Consider the following 19,133-nt stretch of genomic DNA (forward strand, 5'->3'; position numbering starts at 1 on the left):
CGGATTCCGTCACCCGTAGTCCACGGCACCCCTGCGAGCCTGCGCCGGTGATCCGCTCCCCATCGCCCGCCCGTCTACGGCAGCCCCTGTGCGACAGGGCCTGCGGTCTCCCTGCGTGGGCGTAGGGTGTCCCCTGAGGGCAACCAGGGAAGTGATGCGGGAACGTGATGTTGCGCCGCAGAAAAAATGAATCAGCGAACGTTACATGCAATTGATCGCTGTTCGATGGGTTTCGGCGACATTTCGCAGCCTGTTATCCTCCCTGACCTGCTCGTGAATCATGGATTCCCTGCATGCTCCCCAGCCTGCCCCTGCTGCTGGCCCTGCCGTTCCTGATGGCAGCGGCTGTTGCGGCCTTCCCCCGTAGTTCGCGCTCGACTGCTGCCTGGCTGGCGGCGCTGGCGCCGTTGGGTGGGCTGGCCATCCTCGGCTGGCTGACCCCGTCCGTACTCGATGACCAGGTGGTCCGCACCCTGGTGCCCTGGCTGCCGCAGATCGGGCTGGACTTCACCCTGCGCCTGGACGGGCTGGCCTGGATGTTCGCCGGGCTGGTGCTCGGCATCGGCGCGCTGGTGGTGTTGTATGCGCGCTACTACCTGAGCCAGCAGGACAACGCGCACCGGTTCTACTGCTATCTGCTGCTGTTCATGGGCGCCATGCTGGGCATGGTGCTGTCGGGCAACCTGCTGTTGCTGATGATCTTCTGGGAAATGACCAGCATCAGCTCGTTCCTGCTGATCGGCTTCTGGTCACACCGCCAGGATGCCCGCGAAGGCGCACGCATGGCGCTGGTGATCACCGGCGGCGGCGGCCTGGCCCTGCTCGGTGGCGTGCTGCTGATCGGCCGCATCGTCGGCAGCTTCGACCTGGACGTGGTGCTGGCCGCCGGCGAGCAGATCCGCGCCAGCGCGCTGTACCCGTACGCCCTGTTCCTGGTGCTGGCCGGCATCTTCACCAAGAGCGCGCAGTTCCCGTTCCACTTCTGGCTGCCGCACGCGATGGCGGCGCCGACCCCGGTATCGGCCTACCTGCACTCGGCCACCATGGTGAAGGCCGGCGTGTTCCTGCTGGCGCGGCTGCATCCGGCACTGGCCGGCAGCGATCTGTTCTTCTATACGGTCAGCGGTATCGGCGCGCTGACCCTGCTGATCGGCGCCTGGAACGCGATCTTCCAGCATGACCTGAAGGGCCTGCTGGCGTACTCGACCATTTCCCACCTGGGCCTGATCACCCTGCTGTTCGGGCTGTCCACGCCGATGGCGGTGGTCGCCGGCGTGTTCCACATCCTCAACCACGCCACCTTCAAGGCCTCGCTGTTCATGGCCGCCGGCATCATCGACCACGAGACCGGCACCCGTGACATGCGCAAGCTGGGGGGGCTGCGCAGGCTGATGCCGTTCACCAGCGCGCTGGCGATCATCGCCTCGCTGGCGATGGCCGGCATCCCGCTGCTCAACGGGTTCCTGTCCAAGGAAATGCTGTTCGCCGAAGCCATTACCGCGGGCGGACCGGGCATCATGCGCGCGGCCGTGTCGATCGCCGCGCTGCTGGCCGGTGTGTTCGGCGTGGCCTACAGCCTGCGCTTCGTGCACGACACCTTCTTCGGCCCCGGCCCGCACGATCTGGACCGCGTGCCGCATGAGCCGCCGCGCTGGATGAAGGTGCCGGTGGAACTGCTGGTGGTGATCTGCGTGGCGGTGGGCGTGGCCCCGGCGCTGACGGTGGCACCGGTGCTGCATGCCGCCGCGGCGTCGATCCTCGGCCCGGCGATGCCCGAGTACAGCCTGGCGGTGTGGCACGGCTTCAACCTGCCGCTGGCGATGAGCGCGATGGGCGTGGTCGGGGGCGTGGTGCTGTACTTCGGGCTGCGCAAGCTGATCAACCTGCACGACGTAACCAACGTCAGCACCGGTCGCAACGTATTCCATGCGCAGCTGGATGCGGTTTCCGCGCTGGCCATGCGCCTGACCAACGGCATCGCCAATGGCAGCCTGCAGCGCATGCTGCTGGGCCTGGTGCTGGTGGCGATCGTGGTCGCCGCCGCGCCGTTCGTAGCCAACCCGGCCTCGCCGGACTGGACCGCGCCGCAGCCGATTCCGCTGCTGGGCTGGGCACTGTGGCTGGTGATGATGGCCTGCGCGGTCGCCACCCTGCGCATCTACAAGCAGCGCCTGCTGGCGGTGCTGCTGGTCGGCGGCGTCGGCCTGATGGTGGCGCTGACCTTCGTGTTCCTGTCCGCGCCCGACCTGGCCCTGACCCAGCTGCTGGTGGAGATGGTGACCCTGGTACTGATGCTGCTGGGCATGAACTACCTGCCGGCGCAGTCCGGGCCGGAGCGGCCGCGCTGGCGCAAGCGCCGTGACGCAGTGATCGCGATCATCGCCGGTGCCGGGCTTGGCGCACTGGCCTATTCCGCGATGACCCTGCCGCCAAACACCATGGCCGGCGAGCTGCTCGCCCGTGCCCTGCCCGAGGCCTATGGCCAGAACGTGGTCAACGTGATCCTGGTCGACTTCCGCGGCTTCGATACCTTTGGCGAGATCACCGTGTTCGGCATCGCCGCGCTGGTGGTGCATGCCCTGCTGCGGCGCACGCGGATGGCACCGGAGCAGATCATGCCCGGCCCGCCGATCAAGCTGCCGGTACCGGCCGACCTGGCGCAGATCATGTTCCCGCTGACCCTGACCGTGTCGATCTTCCTGTTCCTGCGCGGCCACAATGCCCCGGGCGGTGGCTTCATCGCCGGCCTGGTGCTGGCGGTACCGCTGCTGATCCAGTACGTGATCCAGGGCACTGCATCGGTGGAATCGCGCTTCGGCTTCGACTACATCCGCTGCATCGGCATGGGCCTGCTGATCGCCATTCTCAGCGGCAGTGCATCGATGCTGTTCGGCGTGCCCTTCCTGACCAGCGGCCATCTCGACCTGCACCTGCCGCTGATCGGCGAGGTCCCTCTGGCCAGCGCCATCGGCTTCGATATCGGCGTGTATCTGGTGGTATTCGGCGGCGCCATGCTGATGCTGTCGATGATGGGCACGATCAAGCCCTCACGCACCCGTACCGCCCGCAAGGGCGAGATCGACCTGCAACGCCGTTCGGCCCGCACCGGGGAGATGCACTGATGGAACTGGCCCTGGCGACCGCGATCGGCGTGCTGACCGCCATCGGCATCTACCTGCTGCTGCGCGCGCGCAGCTTCGACGTGATCCTCGGCATGACCTTCCTGTCCTATGCGACCAACCTGCTGATCTTCGCTGGCGGCCGCGTGGTGCTGGGCAAGGCGCCTGTGCTGCAGGAGGGCGTGGACAGCCACCTCGGCAACTACACCGACCCGCTGCCGCAGGCGCTGGTGCTGACCGCGATCGTGATCGCCTTCGCGATGACGGCGGTGAGCATCGTGCTGGCCATGCGCAGCCGCAGCGACAACCACAGCGACCATGTGGACGCCCACGAGCCGGATGACGACCTGCAGGATGAGGGCGTGCCGCCGCGCCAGGGCGAGGACCGCGCATGAACCACCTGGTGATCCTGCCGATCCTGATTCCGCTGCTGGGCGCCGCGCTGTCGCTGTTCGTCGAACACCGCCGCTATGGCCCCAGGGTGCAGCGCGCGGTGGCCTGGACCGCACTGTCGGCGCTGGCGCTGGCGGTGGGCCTGCTGTTTGCCTCCACCGCCAGCGGTGACATCAACGTCTACCTGCTCGGCGACTGGCCGTCGCGGCTGGGCATTGCACTGGTGGCCGACCGGCTGTCGGCATGGATGCTGCTGACCACCCTGTTGCTGGCCATTCCCTGCCTGCTGCATGCCTGCTCGGGCTGGGACCGGCGCGCACCGCATTTCCATGCGCTGTTCCAGTTCCAGCTGGTCGGCCTCAACGGTGCGTTCCTGACTGGCGATATCTTCAACCTGTTCGTGTTCTTCGAGGTGATGCTGATCGCCTCCTACGGCCTGCTGCTCAGCGGCGGCCGTGGCCTGCGCATGCGCATTGGCCTGCACTACGTGGTGTTCAACGTCACCGCCTCGACCCTGTTCCTGATCGCACTGGGCCTGCTGTACGCCTCGCTGGGCTCGCTGAACATGGCCGAGCTGTCGCAGCGCATCGCCGAGGTGCCGCCGGCGCAGTTGACCCTGGTGAAGGCGACGATGGGCCTGTTGCTGCTGGTGTTCTGCGCCAAGGCCGCGCTGATGCCGCTGTACCTGTGGCTGCCGGAAGCCTATTCGCGCGCACCGGCGGCCGTCGCTGCACTGTTCGCGATCATGACCAAGGTCGGCCTGTACTCGGTGCTGCGCATCCAGATGCTGTGGTTCGGCGACGATGCCGGTGCGATGGCCGGCTATGGCCGCGACTGGCTGCTGTGGGCCGGCGTGGCGACGCTGGTGCTGGGTGGCCTGGGTGCCCTGGCCGCAACCCGCCTGCGCGTGCTGATCTCGTACCTGGTGATCGTGTCGGCAGCCACCCTGTTCATCGCCTTCTCGGTGGGCACGCCGCAGGTGCTCTCGGCCGGCCTGTACTACCTGCCGCACAGCAGCTTCGTGGCCGCTGCGCTGTTCCTCATCGCCGATCTGATCCGCCGCCGTCGTGGCGGTGCCAGCGACCGCAAGGAAGTGGTCGCGCCGATGCCGGGCAAGGAGACCCCGGCCGTGCTGTTCCTGATCGGCGCAGTGTCGGTGGCGGGCCTGCCGCCATTGTCCGGCTTCCTGGCCAAGACCGCGCTGCTGGCCGGCATGCCGGCGCAGTACACCGGCCCGGTCTGGACCGCCGTGCTGGTCAGCAGCCTGCTGGTGATCATGGGCCTGACCCGCGGTGGCATCCGCCTGTTCTGGCGTGTGCCGCCGGTGGAAGCCGATGCCCCGAAACCGCGCAAGGCCCGCCTGCGCCGGGTCGAGCTGTATGCCGCGTGCCTGCTGCTGGCCTATGGCATCGGCATGACCCTGGCTGCCGCACCGCTGATGCGCTACACCGACGCCACCGCCGCACAGCTGCTGCACCCCAGCGAGTATGTGCAGCAGCTGCGTGCGACCACGCCGGAGATCCGCCAGCCATGACCGCCCAGCGCTCCCTGTTCCGCCGCATCATTCCCTCGCCGATGCTCAGCATCATGGTGGTGGCGTTCTGGCTGCTGATGTCCGACAGCTTCACCCTCGGCCAGATCGTGCTGGGGCTGCTGCTGGGTGTAGTGGTGCCGCTGTTCGCCGCACGCCTGGACCGCGAGTTCGCCCGCATCGGCACCCTGCGCCCGTTGCCGAAGCTGCTGTGCGTGACCCTGTGGGACATCCTGATGTCCAACATCCGCGTCGCGCTCCAGGTGCTCGGCCCGGAGAAGAACATCCACCCGGGCTTCATCTGGCTGCCGCTGGACATCGCCAACATCCACGGCATCGCCGCGCTGACCAGCATGATCACCCTGACCCCGGGCACGGTCTCGGCCGCGCTCAGCGACGACCGCAAGTTCCTGCTGGTGCACGTGCTGCACCTGGAGGACCCGCAGGACCTGATCGATACGATCAAGCGCCGTTACGAGGCGCCGTTGATGGAGATCTTCCCATGACCGGTTTTGAAGTCATCCAGACCACCCTGGTGGTGTGCATGCACGTGGTCGGCCTGGCCATGCTGCTGGCCACCTGGCGCCTGCTGCGCGGGCCGACCGTGCCCGACCGCATCCTCGCACTGGATACCCTGTCGGTGACCGCGATCGCCGAACTGATGTTGTTCGGCATGTACCTCAACTCGCCGATCTACTTCGAGGCCGCGTTGATCATTGCCATGCTGGGCTTCGGCAGCACCGTGGTGCTGAGCAAGTTCGTGCTGCGCCGGGACATCGTCGAATGATCACCGCGATCCAGATCGGCCTGTCGATCCTGCTGCTGTTCGGCTGCTTCTTCATCCTGGTCGGCGCACTGGGGCTGGTGAAGCTGTCCACCTTCTTCAAGCGCCTGCATGCACCGACCAAGGCCAGCACGCTGGGCGTGGGCTGTGTGCTGGTGTGTTCGGTGTGCTACCACATCTTCCTGGGCCAGGACCCGCAGCCGCGCGAGCTGCTGATCACCGTGTTCCTGTTCATCACCGCGCCGATCAGCGCCCACATGATGGCCAAGGCCGCACTGTCGCTGCTGATGGAAACCCGCCCCAGCCTGCCGGGCAACGAACCGGCCGCCGAGGAGCAGTTGCCGCCGCCGGAACCGGTGCGGGAAGAAGAGACCTCGCAGAACCGGTAAATCCGGTTGAGGCCGACCTTGGTCGGCGCTTCGTTTCCCCAAGTGCCAACCAAGGTTGGCATCCACCGGATGATCGGTGGTGGGTGCCGACCGTGGGTCGGCACGAAATCAACCGCATCCACGCATGGCGTGGATCTACAACGCCGGTGCGCCCACCAGCAGCAGTTCCAGCACGAACCAGCCGACGAACGCGACCAGCAGGATGCCGCCTTCGCCACGGTTGATCTTCAGGTCGCCGCGCAGCATCGGGTACAGCACCAGCGCGAACGCCAGCAGCGCCGGCAGTTCCAGGCGCACGAACGAGGCCGGCAACGCCAGCGGCTGCAGCAGCGCCATCGCACCGATCACCAGCAGCAGGTTGACCACGCTGGAGCCCAGCACGTGGCCCAGCACCATGTCGCCATGACCGCGACGCGCGGCGGCGATGGCCGTGGCCACCTCCGGCAGTGCAGTGCCGATCGCCACCGGCAGCAGGCCGACCAGCAGCGGCGTCCAGCCCAATGCCGCGCCGAAGTCCGCTGCGGCACCCACCACCAGCCGCGCGCCCCAGTACAGTGCCAGCGCGGCAATCAGCACCCGCAGTATGTTCAACGGCAGACTGGTGCGGCTCAGCGCGGATTCGGCGATGGCCGCCTGCACCTCGGCGCTCTCAACACGGCCGCGGCGCAGCAGCAGTACCTGCACGACGATGAAGCCGGCCACCAGCACGCCGCCCTCCCAGCGCGCCAGGCCACCATCAAGACCGAACAGGATCAGCAGGACGCCGGCCGCCAGCAGCGACCACCACAGCACCGTCTGCAGGCGCGCGCGCAGCAGCAGGGGCGCGGCAATCGCCGCCACCGCCAGAGTCAAGCCCAGGTTGACGATGCTGCTGCCGACCGCATTGCCCAGTGCCAGCTCCGGCTGGCCGACTGCCAGCGCGCGCGCGTTGACGGCAAGTTCCGGCAACGAGGTGGCCACCCCGAGCAGCAACAGCCCTGCAGTGAACGGGCTGGCCCCGAAGCGCTGGGCCAGGCCGGACACGGCCTTGACGATGGAGTCCCCACCCAGCGCCAGCAACAGCAGGCCGAGCAGGAACCAGGCAATGGCAATGGTGATCATCGAGCACTCCCCCAGCGGTCGTGGCGCGATTCTACGCTGGCCCCGCGCGCATGGCTGGGCCGTGGATCAAGGATCAGCCGCAGCCCTCCACATAATCGACCTGCGGGGTCTGCCCGACGCGCCAGGCACCCACCCGGCCATCGGCACCGAGCGCGAAATCGATCACCGCCCCACCCTCCTGCGCCGGACGCACGCGCAGGTGCTGGGCCTTTTCGTCGTACTTGTCGGGGCCGACGTCGCCGCGCTCGGGGTACAGCACCTGCAGCTCGCCCAGGGTCATGCCGACCCTGCCGCCACCCGGTGCGGCAATGTCCGCGCTGCGCACGTCGTATCGCACCAGCTTGCGGCCTTCGATCATCAGGCGCGGGTCTTCGGCGTCCCGCGGGCGCAGGACGTAGCAGCCGTCATTGCCGTCGTCGGCCGGCAGCGGCTTGCCGCTGGCGTCGGTGCCCAGCCCCTGCAACGGTGTGCCAAAGCCGCTGCGGACCTCGGCGATACCAGCGCCCAGCTTTGCACCGGCGAAGCCATCCAGGCGCGCGGGACTGTCTTCGCGGCGGTCATCGGCTGGACGGGCTGCCAGATCAGGATCCGTCGACTGCGCGGGCCCCGTTGCCGAAGCGGTTTCGGCCGGGGTGTCGCTGCCACTGCCGGCTGCCCCCTGTTTGTCATGGCCGCCGCAGGCGGTGAGCGAAAGCAGCAGCAGACCAGCAAGCGGAAGGTGCTTCATCGATGCGGTTCCCTGGCACGAAGGTGGCTGCACGCTAGCCCATCCCGTGTGCAGGCGCTGCATTGTCATCGCCGTTTCATCGCCTTCGTTCAGGCTCGGCGTGCACCGACTTGGCTGTCCCTTCCATGCAACCGCGCAAGACCGATCTCGCCCGAACCGCGCTGCAGGCCCACCGCGCGCCGCTGGACATGCGCCAGCGCCGGTTGCTGATCCTGTGCGATGGCCAACGCAGCATCGCCGACCTGACCGGGCTGCTCGGTCCCGAGGCTCCGGCGATGGTCATCCAGCTGGTGCAGGCCGGCTACCTGAGCACCGGTACCGGTGCCACAGCCCCTCCGCCGTCGCTGGCTGCCGCGGTAGAGCCGCTGCAGCCCGCAGTACCCGCCGCGGCGCCCGCTGCCCCCCCGGGCACAGCCGTCGAACGCCGCCGCTCGCTGGTGGCCGCGCGCATCTATGTGCTGGGCATCCTGGAAATGCAGCGCCACCCGCAGGCGGCAGCGCTGTTCCGCGACCTGCAACAGGCGCGTGCAGAGGAAGAGGTGCTGCAGCGGCTGCAGTCGGCGATGCAGATGCTGCCCGGGCTGACCTCGGAGGGCTATTGCCAGCGCGTGCGGCAGCGCCTGCTGGAAGCGCTGCCGCTGGAGCATTGCGACGCGTTCGCCGAAGTGGCGTAAGCGCAGGTTCCGGCGGTCATCATCCACGCATGGCGTGGATCTACGGCTCCACATCCCGACCGCTCTCCGGTAGATCCACACCATGCGTGGATACGGTCAGGATCCGTGCCGACCAACGGTCGGCATCCACCCAGCTAGCGGGACGACCGGAAGTTGTTGCGCAGGCCATTCCAGCACTGCTGATAGTCGCCCTGGCGATGGCCGGCAGCCAAGGCCTGCGCGCTTGGGCGGATCACCGCGCGGGTCTCGAACATGAAGGCCATCGTGTCCTTGATCACGTCCGCCTTGGACAGGTCTGCATTGGATGCCTTGTCGAAGGTCGGGGCATCCGGGCCGTGGCCGCTCATGCAGTTGTGCAGCGATGCGCCGCCCGGCACGAAGCCTTCGGCCTTGGCATCGTAGGCCCCATGCACCAGGCCCATGAACTCGCTGGCGATGTTGCGGTGGAACCACGGCGGGCGGAAGGTGTTCTGCGCCACCAGCCAGCGCGGCGGGAAGATCGCGAAGTCCATGTTGCTGGTCCCCGGCGTGTCGCTGGGCGAATGCAGTACCAGGAAGATCGACGGATCCGGATGGTCGTAGCTGATCGAACCGATGGTGTTGAAGCGGCGCAGGTCATACCGGTATGGCGCGTAATTGCCGTGCCAGGCCACCACGTCCAGCGGCGAGTGGTCGATGGGTGCACGCCACAGGCGGCCGTCGAACTTGGCGATGAGCTCGAAATCGCCATCGATATCCTCGAACGCCGCGTGCGGGGTCTCGAAGTCGCGCGGGTTGGCCAGGCCATTGGAACCAATCGGGCCGAGGTCCGGCAGCTTCAGCAGCGCACCGTAGTTTTCGCAGATGTAGCCGCGGCTCGGGCCGTCGGGCAATTCGACGCGGAACCGCACGCCGCGCGGGATCACCGCGATCTGCTGCGGCTCGATCTCGACCACGCCCAGCTCGGTCAGCAGGCGCAGCGCGCCCAGCTGCGGGACGATCAGCAGTTCACCGTCGGCGTCGTAGAAGTAGCGGCCGACCATGTCGCGGTTGGCAGCGTAGAGGTGGATGCCCACGCCGGCATGCGCATCGGGCGAGCCGTTGCCCCCCATCGTGTACAGGCCTTCGACGAAGTCGGTCGGCAGTTCCGGCAGCGGCAGCGGGCTCCAGCGCAGCTGGTTCGGCGAAGCCGGCTGGGCGCCGAAATCACACTGCAGCTGCGACTGCGCGAACGGGGTGAACTCGCCATGGGTCACCGCCGGACGGATCCGGTACAGCCAGCTACGGCGATTGCTGCCGCGCGGCGCGGTGAAGGCGGTTCCAGTCAACTGCTCGGCGTACAGGCCGTGGGCCACCTTCTGTGGCGAGTTCTGCCCGACCGGCAGCGCGCCGGGGACGGCCTCGGTGGCGAATTCGTTGCCGAAACCGGACTGGTAGCCGCGGGCGGTGATGGCGGTGGACATGGGGGCTCCTGGAAGACGGCGAGACCGGAACGGAAAGCAGCCGAGCATGGCTCGGCTCTACAGGCAAGCAGGCGCCGGGGAATGCCCCGGCGCCGCCCAGGACCTTACAGCACGCCGCGGCGGATCTGGTCGCGCTCGATGCTCTCGAACAGCGCGGTGAAGTTGCCTTCGCCGAAGCCTTCGTTGCCCTTGCGCTGGATGATCTCGAAGAAGATCGGGCCGATGCAGTTCTGGGTGAAGATCTGCAGCAGCTTGCGCTGGTGGGTTTCCGGATCGGCGTCGATCAGGATCTTGTTCTTCGCCAGGCGCGGCACGTCTTCACCGTGGTTCGGAACACGCTGGTCGATCACGTCGAAGTAGGTCTCCGGCGTGTCGAGGAAGTCCACGCCCTGCGCGCGCATTGCTTCGACGGTTTCGTAGATGTTCTCGGTGAAGCAGGCGATGTGCTGGATGCCCTCGCCCTTGTAGGCATCCAGGTACTCGTTGATCTGGCTCTTCGGGTCGGACGATTCGTTCAGCGGGATGCGTACGATGCCATCCGGCGCGGTCATCGCCTTGGACACCAGGCCGGTCTTCAGGCCCTTGATGTCGAAGTAGCGGATCTCGCGGAAGTTGAACAGACGCTCGTAGTAGTCCGACCACTGCTGCATGTTGCCGAAGTACAGGTTGTGGGTCAGGTGGTCGATGAAGGTCAGGCCGAAGCCGAACGGGTGCAGGTCGGCGCCTGCGATCGGCTCGTAGTCGCCGTCGAAGATGCTGCCGGCGCTGCCGTAGCGGTCGACCAGGTAGAGCATGCAGTCACCAATGCCCTTGATGACCGGCGCGCTGACCGCCTTGCTGTCCGGCTTGAAGGTGATGGCTTCGGCGCCGTTGCCCAGCGCGGTCTGGTACACCTCCTGGCCCGGCTTCTTGAAGCGGATGGCGAAGCCGCAGGCGCACGGGCCATGCTTTTCGGCGAAGTCCGAGGCGAACGAATCCGGATCTTCATTGACCAGGAAGTTGACGTCGCCCTGGCGATAGACGGTAATCGGACGCTGCTTGTGCTTGAGCACCGCGCTGAAGCCCATCTTCCGGAAGTACTCGTGCAGCTCCTGGCCACGGCCGGCCGGGGCCGCGAATTCGACGAACTCGAAGCCGTCGATGCCCATCGGGTTCTCGAAGGTGGTGACCTGCATGCCGGGGTTGGGATGCGAGGCGGTCGGGACTGCGGTATTCATGGCGTGGCTCCGAATCGGTACCGCATCGGTACAAACCAGGTGCGGGCAGGTAGGGACCCGGCGAGAATGCAGGGTCTGGACCCACCCCTTATAGTTACACTTGAAACCACCAGCAAGGTGCACCGCAACATGAGCCCCGATCCCGCCTCGACCCGCCTGCGTGCCTCGCACGTCCTGCTCGACCTGGAACAGTTCCTGCCGTATCGGCTGAGCGTGCTGTCCAACCGGGTCAGCGGCAACATCGCCAAGCTGTACGGCGATCGTTACGGCCTGGCGATTCCCGAGTGGCGGGTGATCACCATCCTGGCGCTGTACCCGGGCTCCTCGGCCAGCGAGGTCTCCGACCGCACGGCGATGGACAAGGTGGCGGTCAGCCGCGCCGTGGCCCGCCTGCTGGAGCGCGGCTTCATCAAGCGCGAGACCCACGGCGACGACCGCCGCCGCTCGGTCCTGGCACTGTCGGCGGCCGGATTCGAGGTGTATGAGACCATCGCGCCGATGGTGATCGAGATCACCCGCAAGCTGATGTCGGTGCTGAGCGACGAGGAAGAGCAGGTGCTGGAAAAACTGATCCTGCGCCTGGCCGGGGAAGGGCTGGAGCGGATGGGCGAAGGGGTCTGAGAAAAAAGGGGACGGAGGGAATTAAGTCGCAATCTGCACACATGTGCCTGATGCGACTTAATTCCCTCCGTCCCCTTTTTTCAGCTCAGGTGCTTGCGGCGTGCATGGATCCACGGCACTGCCAGCGCGGCGATGGCACCGCCAGCGAAGCCGAGTGACGCCGCGACCGTGGCCGCTTCGACGGCCCCCGGCAGCGCCAGTGCTGCAGCCACCAGCAGCAGCGACGGCAGGCCGACGAAGGTGCCGAGGAAGAAGTGCCAGCGCGGTGACCAGGTGTTGAGCTGCAACAGGCTGACCGGTTGCCAGGCATCGGATGCGGCGTCCTCGGCGATCTTCGCCACCGCCTTGCCCAGGTCCACTTCCGGCAGCGCGCGTCCCAGGCGTGCGGTTGCCAGCAGCTCCGCAACCGCCTCCACCGGCGGGAAGCTGGACGGCCACGCGACCGGTGCCGGCACGCCGTAGGCGGTCAGCAGCGGCACGCTCAGCCACGGCGCCACCAGCGGGCGCATGCGACGGCGGCCGTGCACGCACCAGATCTGCGGTTGGCCTTGCGCGGTGACGCTGTACAGCGCCAGCTCGTTGGCCGGCGGGTAGCCCAGCATGGTCACCCGCGCGGCCAGGCTGTCCTGGCCCATCACGCGCAGGAAGCCCGGGCGGCTGCGCCCTTCCTGCATCCACGCCAGCCCCAGTGACCCCACCAGGTACGCCTCAGCCACGTCCTTGCTGCCGGCGGTGGCGCGCTCGTCACTGGCCAGGTACCAGGCCAATGACTTCGGTTCGGACACATCGTCCAGCCCCCAGCGGCTGTCGTCCCCCAGTACGTGGCGCACCGGCAGACGGGCAGGCGCGGTTTCGCCACGCTCGCCGGTCTGCAGGAACGGCAGCACGCCCTGGATGAAGGTGGACAGTTCGATCGCGCGCGCGCCGTGACCCTGCCATTCCGGCGGCAGCAACCCCGCCAGCTGGCCTTCGGCCGCCAGCGTATCGAGCCTCGATTTCTGCTCGACCAGCTTCTGCACCGCGCCCTTCAGCACCACGTTGTCGGGCAGCGCGATCTGCGGCAGGCGGTGGCGTGGCGGTGCCAGTTCGACGGTGGCCTCGCCGGTACCGGCGTCATCCAGCAGCGCCTCCTGCGGCGGCAGGGTCACGCCCTCGCCTGCCCCAGCCTCGGCCAGGTCGCTGGCAGGTTCGGGCAATCGTTCGGCGTGGTCGCTGTGCATGGGCGTTCCGGTAGGTTGCGTCGACGGGGCGTCGACTGAGGTCCTTGCCGGTAACGGCGTGCTCACGGTGAAGTTGAGACGCCGGTTCAGAGAGTGTGACGGTGCGCGCAGTAGAGCCGCGCAGGGCGTGGATGCACCTCAGTGCCGACCAACGGTCGGCACCCACCAAGGCATGCCGGCCAACGGTCGGCCCCCACCAAGGCATGCTGACCAACGGTCGGCACCTACCTGGATTGCCGGCCAGCAGCCGGCACTATCCTATTCCGGCTTGTCAGGTGCCCACTGCTTGAGGAACGCGGTCACGCGCGCGGGCTGGAAAGCTTCGCCCTTGCGCAGCTCGCCGGTGGCCTGCGACACCAGCAGGCCACCATCTGCGTCGAGCACCAGCAGGTACGGGTAGTCGCGTTCCATCACCGGGTATTGGGCGAAGAAGGCGGCGTTGGGCTGTTCGTCGCTGGCGTTGACCTTCACCCACACGTAGTGGGCATCACGGAAGCGGCGCAGGTCGCCGTTGCCTTCCACCACGTCGTCCAGCGCCCGGCAGCGATCACAGGCGGCGTTGCCGACCTCCAGCAGGATGCGCTTCTTGCCGCGCTGGGCTTCCACCTTGGCGGTGGCCAGATCGTCGGCGGGGTCGCGGGCCGGGTCGAACTGCGCACCGAGCCCGGCGATGGCGGCGATGTCCGCCGCCACCGGGGTGTTGCCCGAGGCCACCGGTTCGCTGGGGTCAGCGACCGGTGGCTCGGTGGGTCGGGTATCCAGAGGCTGCGTGGGCTCGGCGGCGGCAGGCGGTTGCGGTTGGGAACAGGCGCCGATCAGCGCCGCACAGACCACCACCACTGCACTACCGAGCTTGCTGCGCATGCCTACTGCCCTCTCATCATTTGACGCCGTGCATCAGCTTGTTGATCAGCGGGGCGACCAGGAACAGCACCACGCCGGAGCCGATCAGGGCCCAGAACCCAAAGGTATACCCCTTCAGGGCCGACTCGACCGTCATGCCGCCTTCACCACTGACCACGCCAGCGAAGATGCCCGACAGGTTGTTGCCGATGCCGGTGGACAGGAACCAGCCACCCATGCCGAAGCCGACCAGGCGCACCGGGGCCAGCTTGGTCACCATCGACAGGCCGATCGGCGACAGGCACAGCTCACCCACGGACTGGATGACGTAGACCATGAACAGGGTCCAGAACGGGATCTTGCCGTCCACGACCATCTGCGACAGGGCGAACATCAGCAGCGCGAAGGCGGCGCCGTTGAACAGCAGGCCCAGGCCGAACTTGCGCGGGATGGACGGATTGGCGCGGCCCATGGCCACCCAGATCCAGGCGATGATCGGCGCCAGGGTGATGATGGCCACCGAGTTGACCGACTGGAACCACGCGGTCGGGAACGTCCAGTCACCGAACTGGCGGTTGACGATGTTCTCGGCCAGGAAGGTGAACGAGCTGCCGGCCTGTTCGAAGAACATCCAGAACATCACGTTGAAGGCGAAGATGATCAGCATGGCGATCACGCGGTCGCGCTGCACCTTGCCCTCGCGGATGCCCTCGACCAGCAGCAGGATGGCCAGCGCGGTGAACATCGCACCCAGGATCCAGGCCAGTGCGGTGGCGCCGGTCGCCAGCAGGAAGTACGCGACCGGGATGGCAACCACGGCACCGGCCAGCACCATGATGATGCGGCCGAAACCTTCAGCGCCGGCCGGCGGTGCACCGATGCCCTTCAGGCCGGCGCGACCGATGTAGAACCACACCAGCGAGATCAGCATGCCCACGCCCGAAGCGATGAACACGACCTTGTAGGACGGCATCGCATCGGTACCGAACACCTTGCGGGCCAGGTACTCGGTCAGCACCGGGGCGATCATCGCGCCGATGTTGATGCCCATGTAGAAGATGGTGAAGCCCGAGTCGCGGCGCTCATCCTTCAGCCCGTACAGCTTGCCGACCATGGTCGAGATGTTGGGCTTGAACAGGCCGTTGCCGACGATGATCGTGGCCAGGCCGAGCTTGAAGATGTGCTCCTGCGGCAGCGAGATCATGAACAGGCCGGCGGCCATGATGATCGCGCCGGTCAGGATCGAGCGCTGGTAACCCAGTACCCGGTCGGCCACGTAGCCACCGAAGATCGCCGCGGCGTACACCAGGGCCAGGTAGGCGCCGTAGATGCGGCTGGCGTCGCCCTCACCGGCAGCGCTGCCGTTGTAGAACTGGGCGACGATGTACAGCACCAAGGCCCAGCGGATGCCGTAGAACGCAAAGCGCTCCCAGAACTCGGTCATGAACAGCATCCACAACGGGCGCGGGTGGCCCAGCGTGGTCTTGAAGTCCGGCAGCGCCGGCTCTGGGGTGTTCGCAGTGGCGTTTACGCTCATGCGGATTTCCTGGTTCGGTGGATGACGAGCACGTCCGCTGTGCAGTTGGAGCAACGCGCGAGGATCACCGACTTCTGGCGTTCACGTCAAATACACGCCGTTTGAGGCAGGTCACGGCCTGCTCGCTGAACTTGCATCTGAAACGATCCAGCCAATGGCCGGGGTCCAAGCTGAATGGGGGTCAGCCCAGTTCTGCCGGGGGCGCCGCCTGCAGGCTGGTGCGTACCTGGAACAGTTCGGGGAAGAAGGTCAGCTCCAACGCCTTGGCCAGGAAGCCCACGCCGGATGAGCCGCCGGTGCCGCGCTTGAAGCCGATCACGCGCATCACCGTGCGCATGTGTCGGAATCGCCACAGCTGGAAGGCGGTCTCCAGGTCCACCAGGTCCTCGCACAGCGCGTACTCGCGCCAGTAGCGGTCGGTGTCCTGGTAGATGCGCTCGAAGACCGGCTGCAGTGCGTCGTCGGCCACATGCGGCTGGGTCCAGTCGTGGGATTCGTACACCGCCGGCACGGCATGGCCGAAGCGGGCCAGGTACTTCAGGAATTCCTCGTACAGGCTGGGCGCTTCCAGCACGGTGCGCAGCTGCGCCTGCCCGGCCGGGTCGTGCTCGAACACCTGCAGCATCTGCGCATTCTTGTTGCCCAGCAGGAACTCGATGTAGCGGTACTGCAGCGACTGGAAGCCCGAAGACGGGCCCAGCACGTCGCGGAAACCCATGTATTCGGACGGGGTCAGCGTTTCCAGCACCGACCACTGCTCGGTGAGCTGGCGCAGCACCTGCTTGCTGCGCGCCAGCACCTTGCGGCACTGCCAGACTTCATCGCGCTGCAGGAAGCCGATCGCCGCGCGCAGTTCGTGGCCGAGCAGCTTCAACCACAGCTCCGAGGTCTGGTGCTGGATGATGAAGAGCATCTCGTCGTGGTGCGGCGGGCTGGACAGCGGCTGCTGCGCGCTGAGCAGCTGGTCCAGACGCAGGTAGCCGCCGTAGGTCAGGCGTCCCTGCAGGTCGGTGTGGATGCCGGCTTCGAGATCGCGTTGGTTGTTGTCGACGGACATGGGCGGGACCAGATCGGGGGCGGCAAGGGTAGCGCGTTGCCGCCGCGCTGGCAGCCGCCGGGTCCATACCGGGGCGTGCGGTTGGCCGTGGAGCATCGGCCGATGCCGGGCCTGCGCGTGGAACCGTCCGCGCCGTTGTACTGGCGGTCAGCCAGAGGCGTATTCTGATGCTTTGCAGCAACGACTGAATACGTTGTTGTTACTGGCCCCCCACCCGCCGGCAGGGGTAAAACGGGGAATCGCCGTGTTGCGGCGCAGGAAGGCTATTCCGTACGCGTTCCTTAACATGGCGATTCATATCATTTGTAACTTCTCTGTCGAAGGTGCAGTACGCAATGACGGTTGCCGCTGAATTCAAGATCGAATACCTGCAGTACCTGGACGCGGACGGCAAGCTCGTCCGCGATGACCTGCCGGCGTCGCTGCGCGACCCCAAGGTCCTGGTGCCGCTGTTCAAGCAGATGCTGTTCGTACGTACGTTCGACAGCAAATCCATCGCGCTGCAGCGCACCGGCAAGCTCGGCACCTACGCCGCCTGCCTGGGGCATGAAGCCGCGCACGTGGGTATCGGCGCTGCGATGCAGAAGGACGACGTGTTCGCGCCCTCGTACCGCGAGTATGGCGCGATGTTCATGCGTGGCGTGCGCCCGCACGACGTGTTGATGTACTGGGGCGGCGACGAGCGCGGCAATGACTACGGCGGCAACGCGGCCAAGGACTTCCCGTTCTGCGTGCCGATTTCCACCCAGTGCCTGCATGCCGCAGGCGCGGCGCTGAAGTTCAAGCTCAACAAGGAACCGCAGATCGCGGTGGCCGTGTGCGGCGACGGCGGCAGCTCGAAGACCGACTTCTACGCGGCACTGAATTCGGCCGGCGCCTACAAGCTGCCGCTGATCCTGTGCATCGTCAACAACGGCTGGGCCATCTCGGTCCCGCGTTCGGCCCAGACCGGTGCCGAAACGCTGGCGCAGAAGGGCCTGGCTGGTGGCCTGCACTGCCTGCAGGTGGACGGCAACGACCTGATCGCAGTACTGGCGGCAATGGAGCAGGCGCGCGAACGTGCGCTGGCCGGCGATGGCGGCACCGTGCTGGAACTGATGACCTACCGCCTGTCCGACCACACCACCGCCGATGACGCGCGCCGCTACCGCGACGACGCCGAAGTGAAGGATGCGTGGCAGCGCGAGCCGATGCTGCGCCTGCGCAAGTACCTGATCAACGCCGGCGTGTGGAGCGAGGAAGAAGAAGCCGCCTGGACCGCCGAGTGCGGCACGCGCGTGGACGAGGAAGTGAACCTTTACCTCAACACGCCGGTGCAGCCGGTCGAGGCGATGTTCGACTTCCTGTACGCCGATCCGCCGCCGGACCTGCTGGCCCAGCGTGCCCAGGCGATCGCCCTGGAGCAGCGCCATGGATGAGATCAAGAACGGCGCGCCCGGCGCGCACACCAACGCCGCCGACAGCGCTGCCGTCGCGCGCGGAGAACAGAGCATGACCACCACCCCCATCACCCTGATCGAAGCCATCACCCAGGCACTGGCCTGGGAGCTGGAGCACGACCCGTCGGTGCTGGTGCTGGGCGAGGACGTGGGCGTCAACGGCGGCGTGTTCCGCGCCACCGCCGGCCTGCAGCAGCGCTTCGGCTCCGAGCGCATCCTCGACACCCCGCTGGATGAAACCACCATCGCCGGCCTGACCATCGGCCTGGCGGCACAGGGCATGAAGCCGGTGGCCGAAGCCCAGTTCGACGGTTTCATGTACCCGATGGTCGACCATATCGTCTGCCACGCCGCACGCCTGCGTTACCGCACGCGTGGCCGCCTGCACTGCCCGATGGTGCTGCGCGTGCCGTGGGGTGGTGGCATCCGCGCGCCGGAACACCACAGCGAAGCCAACGAGGCGATCTTCACCAACGTGCCGGGCCTGCGCGTGGTACTGCCGTCGTCGCCGCAGCGCGCCTACGGCCTGCTGCTGGCCGCGATCCGCGAACCGGATCCGGTCATCTACATGGAGCCCAAGCGCATCTACCGCCAGTACAAGGAAGTGGTCGTCAACGACGGCGAAGCCCTGCCGCTGGACGTCTGCTTCGTGCTGCGCGACGGCACCGACGTGACCCTGGTGACCTGGGGCGCGCAGGTGAAGGAAGCGCTGGAAGCGGCCGACAAGCTGGCCGGCGAAGGCATCAGCGCCGAAGTCATCGACGTGGCCACGCTGCGTCCGCTGGACTTCGCCACCATCGCCGAATCGGTGGCCAAGACCGGCCGCTGCGTGATCGTGCAGGAGGCCCCGAAGACCGCGGGCTTCGGCGCCGAAATCGCCGCGCGCCTGGCCGAGGAATCGATCTACGACCTGCTGGCCCCGGTCGAGCGCGTCACTGGCTACGACACCCACATTCCGCTGTTCCGCCTGGAAATGAAGTACCTGCCGAGCGTCGAGCGGATCGTGGCTGCGGCCAAGCGCGCGGTGGCGGCCGGCTGA

The 19,133-nt window shown here is 67.1% G+C and carries 18 protein-coding genes; 10 read left to right on the forward strand and 8 right to left on the reverse strand.

Annotation, left to right across the window (positions count from 1 at the left end; translation table 11 throughout):
* The first annotated feature begins 293 nt into the window (after positions 1 to 293).
* The 6 genes from B9Y82_RS17100 to B9Y82_RS17125 are packed head-to-tail and all read left to right on the forward strand — an operon-like array spanning position 294 to position 6,216.
* Entirely contained in the window at positions 294 to 3,122 is a 2,829-nt protein-coding gene (locus B9Y82_RS17100; RefSeq protein WP_100474225.1) for a monovalent cation/H+ antiporter subunit A, read from the forward strand.
* Entirely contained in the window at positions 3,122 to 3,514 is a 393-nt protein-coding gene (locus B9Y82_RS17105) for a Na+/H+ antiporter subunit C (protein WP_049423184.1), read from the forward strand. The genes B9Y82_RS17100 and B9Y82_RS17105 overlap by 1 nt, the downstream gene beginning before the upstream one ends.
* Positions 3,511 to 5,046, forward strand: coding sequence for a monovalent cation/H+ antiporter subunit D (locus B9Y82_RS17110; protein ID WP_100474228.1), 1,536 nt, complete (start codon positions 3,511 to 3,513; stop codon positions 5,044 to 5,046). Before B9Y82_RS17105 ends, B9Y82_RS17110 begins: the two co-directional genes overlap by 4 nt.
* Positions 5,043 to 5,549, forward strand: coding sequence for a Na+/H+ antiporter subunit E (locus tag B9Y82_RS17115; protein ID WP_100474231.1), 507 nt, complete (start codon positions 5,043 to 5,045; stop codon positions 5,547 to 5,549). The genes B9Y82_RS17110 and B9Y82_RS17115 overlap by 4 nt, the downstream gene beginning before the upstream one ends.
* Positions 5,546 to 5,830: a K+/H+ antiporter subunit F gene (locus B9Y82_RS17120; RefSeq protein WP_005411334.1), complete on the forward strand. Its 285-nt coding sequence runs from the start codon at positions 5,546 to 5,548 to the stop codon at positions 5,828 to 5,830. Before B9Y82_RS17115 ends, B9Y82_RS17120 begins: the two co-directional genes overlap by 4 nt.
* The gene (locus B9Y82_RS17125; RefSeq protein ID WP_100474234.1) at positions 5,827 to 6,216 is read left to right on the forward strand and encodes a Na+/H+ antiporter subunit G; all 390 of its coding nucleotides are present in this window, start codon (positions 5,827 to 5,829) and stop codon (positions 6,214 to 6,216) included. The genes B9Y82_RS17120 and B9Y82_RS17125 overlap by 4 nt, the downstream gene beginning before the upstream one ends.
* 135 nt (positions 6,217 to 6,351) lie before the next feature.
* Here B9Y82_RS17125 and B9Y82_RS17130 read toward each other — a convergent pair whose 3' ends face one another.
* Together B9Y82_RS17130 and B9Y82_RS17135 are read right to left on the reverse strand one after the other, a co-directional pair.
* Positions 6,352 to 7,317, reverse strand: coding sequence for a sodium:calcium antiporter (locus B9Y82_RS17130; protein ID WP_100474237.1), 966 nt, complete (start codon positions 7,315 to 7,317; stop codon positions 6,352 to 6,354).
* Between the two features lie 73 nt (positions 7,318 to 7,390).
* Entirely contained in the window at positions 7,391 to 8,044 is a 654-nt protein-coding gene (locus B9Y82_RS17135) for a hypothetical protein (protein ID WP_100474240.1), read from the reverse strand.
* Positions 8,045 to 8,169: 125 nt separating this feature from the next.
* Between B9Y82_RS17135 and B9Y82_RS17140 the strand changes: the two genes are divergently transcribed.
* Positions 8,170 to 8,718 carry a hypothetical protein gene (locus B9Y82_RS17140; RefSeq protein ID WP_100474244.1) on the forward strand — a complete coding sequence of 183 codons (549 nt, stop codon included), beginning with the start codon at positions 8,170 to 8,172 and terminating at the stop codon, positions 8,716 to 8,718.
* Between the two features lie 134 nt (positions 8,719 to 8,852).
* Here B9Y82_RS17140 and hmgA read toward each other — a convergent pair whose 3' ends face one another.
* Positions 8,853 to 10,160: a homogentisate 1,2-dioxygenase gene (hmgA, locus tag B9Y82_RS17145; RefSeq protein ID WP_100474247.1), complete on the reverse strand. Its 1,308-nt coding sequence runs from the start codon at positions 10,158 to 10,160 to the stop codon at positions 8,853 to 8,855.
* Between the two features lie 104 nt (positions 10,161 to 10,264).
* Positions 10,265 to 11,377 (reverse strand): 4-hydroxyphenylpyruvate dioxygenase, encoded by a 1,113-nt coding sequence (hppD, locus tag B9Y82_RS17150; protein WP_202908132.1) that lies wholly within the window; start codon positions 11,375 to 11,377, stop codon positions 10,265 to 10,267.
* 129 nt (positions 11,378 to 11,506) lie between these two features.
* On the opposite strand from hppD, the gene B9Y82_RS17155 reads away from it, so the two are divergent.
* A complete protein-coding gene (locus B9Y82_RS17155; protein ID WP_057501376.1) occupies positions 11,507 to 11,998 on the forward strand; it encodes a MarR family winged helix-turn-helix transcriptional regulator in 492 nt (163 codons plus the stop codon).
* Positions 11,999 to 12,078: 80 nt separating this feature from the next.
* Here B9Y82_RS17155 and B9Y82_RS17160 read toward each other — a convergent pair whose 3' ends face one another.
* The 4 genes from B9Y82_RS17160 to B9Y82_RS17175 form a co-directional block, all read right to left on the reverse strand.
* On the reverse strand, positions 12,079 to 13,218 hold the full coding sequence (locus B9Y82_RS17160) for a hypothetical protein (RefSeq protein ID WP_100474250.1): 1,140 nt from the start codon (positions 13,216 to 13,218) through the stop codon (positions 12,079 to 12,081).
* Between the two features lie 258 nt (positions 13,219 to 13,476).
* Positions 13,477 to 14,082 carry a thioredoxin family protein gene (locus B9Y82_RS17165; RefSeq protein ID WP_100474253.1) on the reverse strand — a complete coding sequence of 202 codons (606 nt, stop codon included), beginning with the start codon at positions 14,080 to 14,082 and terminating at the stop codon, positions 13,477 to 13,479.
* Positions 14,083 to 14,098: 16 nt separating this feature from the next.
* Positions 14,099 to 15,598: a peptide MFS transporter gene (locus tag B9Y82_RS17170; protein ID WP_014038761.1), complete on the reverse strand. Its 1,500-nt coding sequence runs from the start codon at positions 15,596 to 15,598 to the stop codon at positions 14,099 to 14,101.
* 181 nt (positions 15,599 to 15,779) lie between these two features.
* Positions 15,780 to 16,655 carry a tryptophan 2,3-dioxygenase gene (locus tag B9Y82_RS17175; RefSeq protein WP_100474256.1) on the reverse strand — a complete coding sequence of 292 codons (876 nt, stop codon included), beginning with the start codon at positions 16,653 to 16,655 and terminating at the stop codon, positions 15,780 to 15,782.
* Positions 16,656 to 16,990: 335 nt separating this feature from the next.
* Between B9Y82_RS17175 and pdhA the strand changes: the two genes are divergently transcribed.
* Together pdhA and B9Y82_RS17185 are read left to right on the forward strand one after the other, a co-directional pair.
* Positions 16,991 to 18,073 carry a pyruvate dehydrogenase (acetyl-transferring) E1 component subunit alpha gene (gene pdhA / locus B9Y82_RS17180; RefSeq protein ID WP_100474259.1) on the forward strand — a complete coding sequence of 361 codons (1,083 nt, stop codon included), beginning with the start codon at positions 16,991 to 16,993 and terminating at the stop codon, positions 18,071 to 18,073.
* Positions 18,066 to 19,133: an alpha-ketoacid dehydrogenase subunit beta gene (locus B9Y82_RS17185; RefSeq protein ID WP_006474353.1), complete on the forward strand. Its 1,068-nt coding sequence runs from the start codon at positions 18,066 to 18,068 to the stop codon at positions 19,131 to 19,133. Before pdhA ends, B9Y82_RS17185 begins: the two co-directional genes overlap by 8 nt.

The organism is Stenotrophomonas maltophilia, assembly GCF_002799155.1.
Classification (GTDB): Bacteria; Pseudomonadota; Gammaproteobacteria; order Xanthomonadales; family Xanthomonadaceae; genus Stenotrophomonas; species Stenotrophomonas maltophilia_R.

Excerpts from the sequence above, each read along its gene's own strand:
- hmgA (WP_100474247.1), bottom strand. The coding sequence starts at position 10,160 with ATGTCCACCGCCATCACCGCCCGCGGCTACCAGTCCGGTTTCGGCAAC.
- B9Y82_RS17140 (WP_100474244.1), top strand. The coding sequence starts at position 8,170 with ATGCAACCGCGCAAGACCGATCTCGCCCGAACCGCGCTGCAGGCCCAC.
- B9Y82_RS17125 (WP_100474234.1), top strand. The coding sequence starts at position 5,827 with ATGATCACCGCGATCCAGATCGGCCTGTCGATCCTGCTGCTGTTCGGC.
- hppD (WP_202908132.1), bottom strand. The coding sequence starts at position 11,377 with ATGAATACCGCAGTCCCGACCGCCTCGCATCCCAACCCCGGCATGCAG.
- B9Y82_RS17100 (WP_100474225.1), top strand. The coding sequence starts at position 294 with ATGCTCCCCAGCCTGCCCCTGCTGCTGGCCCTGCCGTTCCTGATGGCA.
- B9Y82_RS17115 (WP_100474231.1), top strand. The coding sequence starts at position 5,043 with ATGACCGCCCAGCGCTCCCTGTTCCGCCGCATCATTCCCTCGCCGATG.
- B9Y82_RS17160 (WP_100474250.1), bottom strand. The coding sequence starts at position 13,218 with ATGCACAGCGACCACGCCGAACGATTGCCCGAACCTGCCAGCGACCTG.
- B9Y82_RS17185 (WP_006474353.1), top strand. The coding sequence starts at position 18,066 with ATGGATGAGATCAAGAACGGCGCGCCCGGCGCGCACACCAACGCCGCC.
- B9Y82_RS17130 (WP_100474237.1), bottom strand. The coding sequence starts at position 7,317 with ATGATCACCATTGCCATTGCCTGGTTCCTGCTCGGCCTGCTGTTGCTG.
- B9Y82_RS17170 (WP_014038761.1), bottom strand. The coding sequence starts at position 15,598 with ATGAGCGTAAACGCCACTGCGAACACCCCAGAGCCGGCGCTGCCGGAC.
- B9Y82_RS17165 (WP_100474253.1), bottom strand. The coding sequence starts at position 14,082 with ATGCGCAGCAAGCTCGGTAGTGCAGTGGTGGTGGTCTGTGCGGCGCTG.
- B9Y82_RS17135 (WP_100474240.1), bottom strand. The coding sequence starts at position 8,044 with ATGAAGCACCTTCCGCTTGCTGGTCTGCTGCTGCTTTCGCTCACCGCC.
- B9Y82_RS17105 (WP_049423184.1), top strand. The coding sequence starts at position 3,122 with ATGGAACTGGCCCTGGCGACCGCGATCGGCGTGCTGACCGCCATCGGC.
- B9Y82_RS17155 (WP_057501376.1), top strand. The coding sequence starts at position 11,507 with ATGAGCCCCGATCCCGCCTCGACCCGCCTGCGTGCCTCGCACGTCCTG.
- B9Y82_RS17175 (WP_100474256.1), bottom strand. The coding sequence starts at position 16,655 with ATGTCCGTCGACAACAACCAACGCGATCTCGAAGCCGGCATCCACACC.
- B9Y82_RS17110 (WP_100474228.1), top strand. The coding sequence starts at position 3,511 with ATGAACCACCTGGTGATCCTGCCGATCCTGATTCCGCTGCTGGGCGCC.
- pdhA (WP_100474259.1), top strand. The coding sequence starts at position 16,991 with ATGACGGTTGCCGCTGAATTCAAGATCGAATACCTGCAGTACCTGGAC.
- B9Y82_RS17120 (WP_005411334.1), top strand. The coding sequence starts at position 5,546 with ATGACCGGTTTTGAAGTCATCCAGACCACCCTGGTGGTGTGCATGCAC.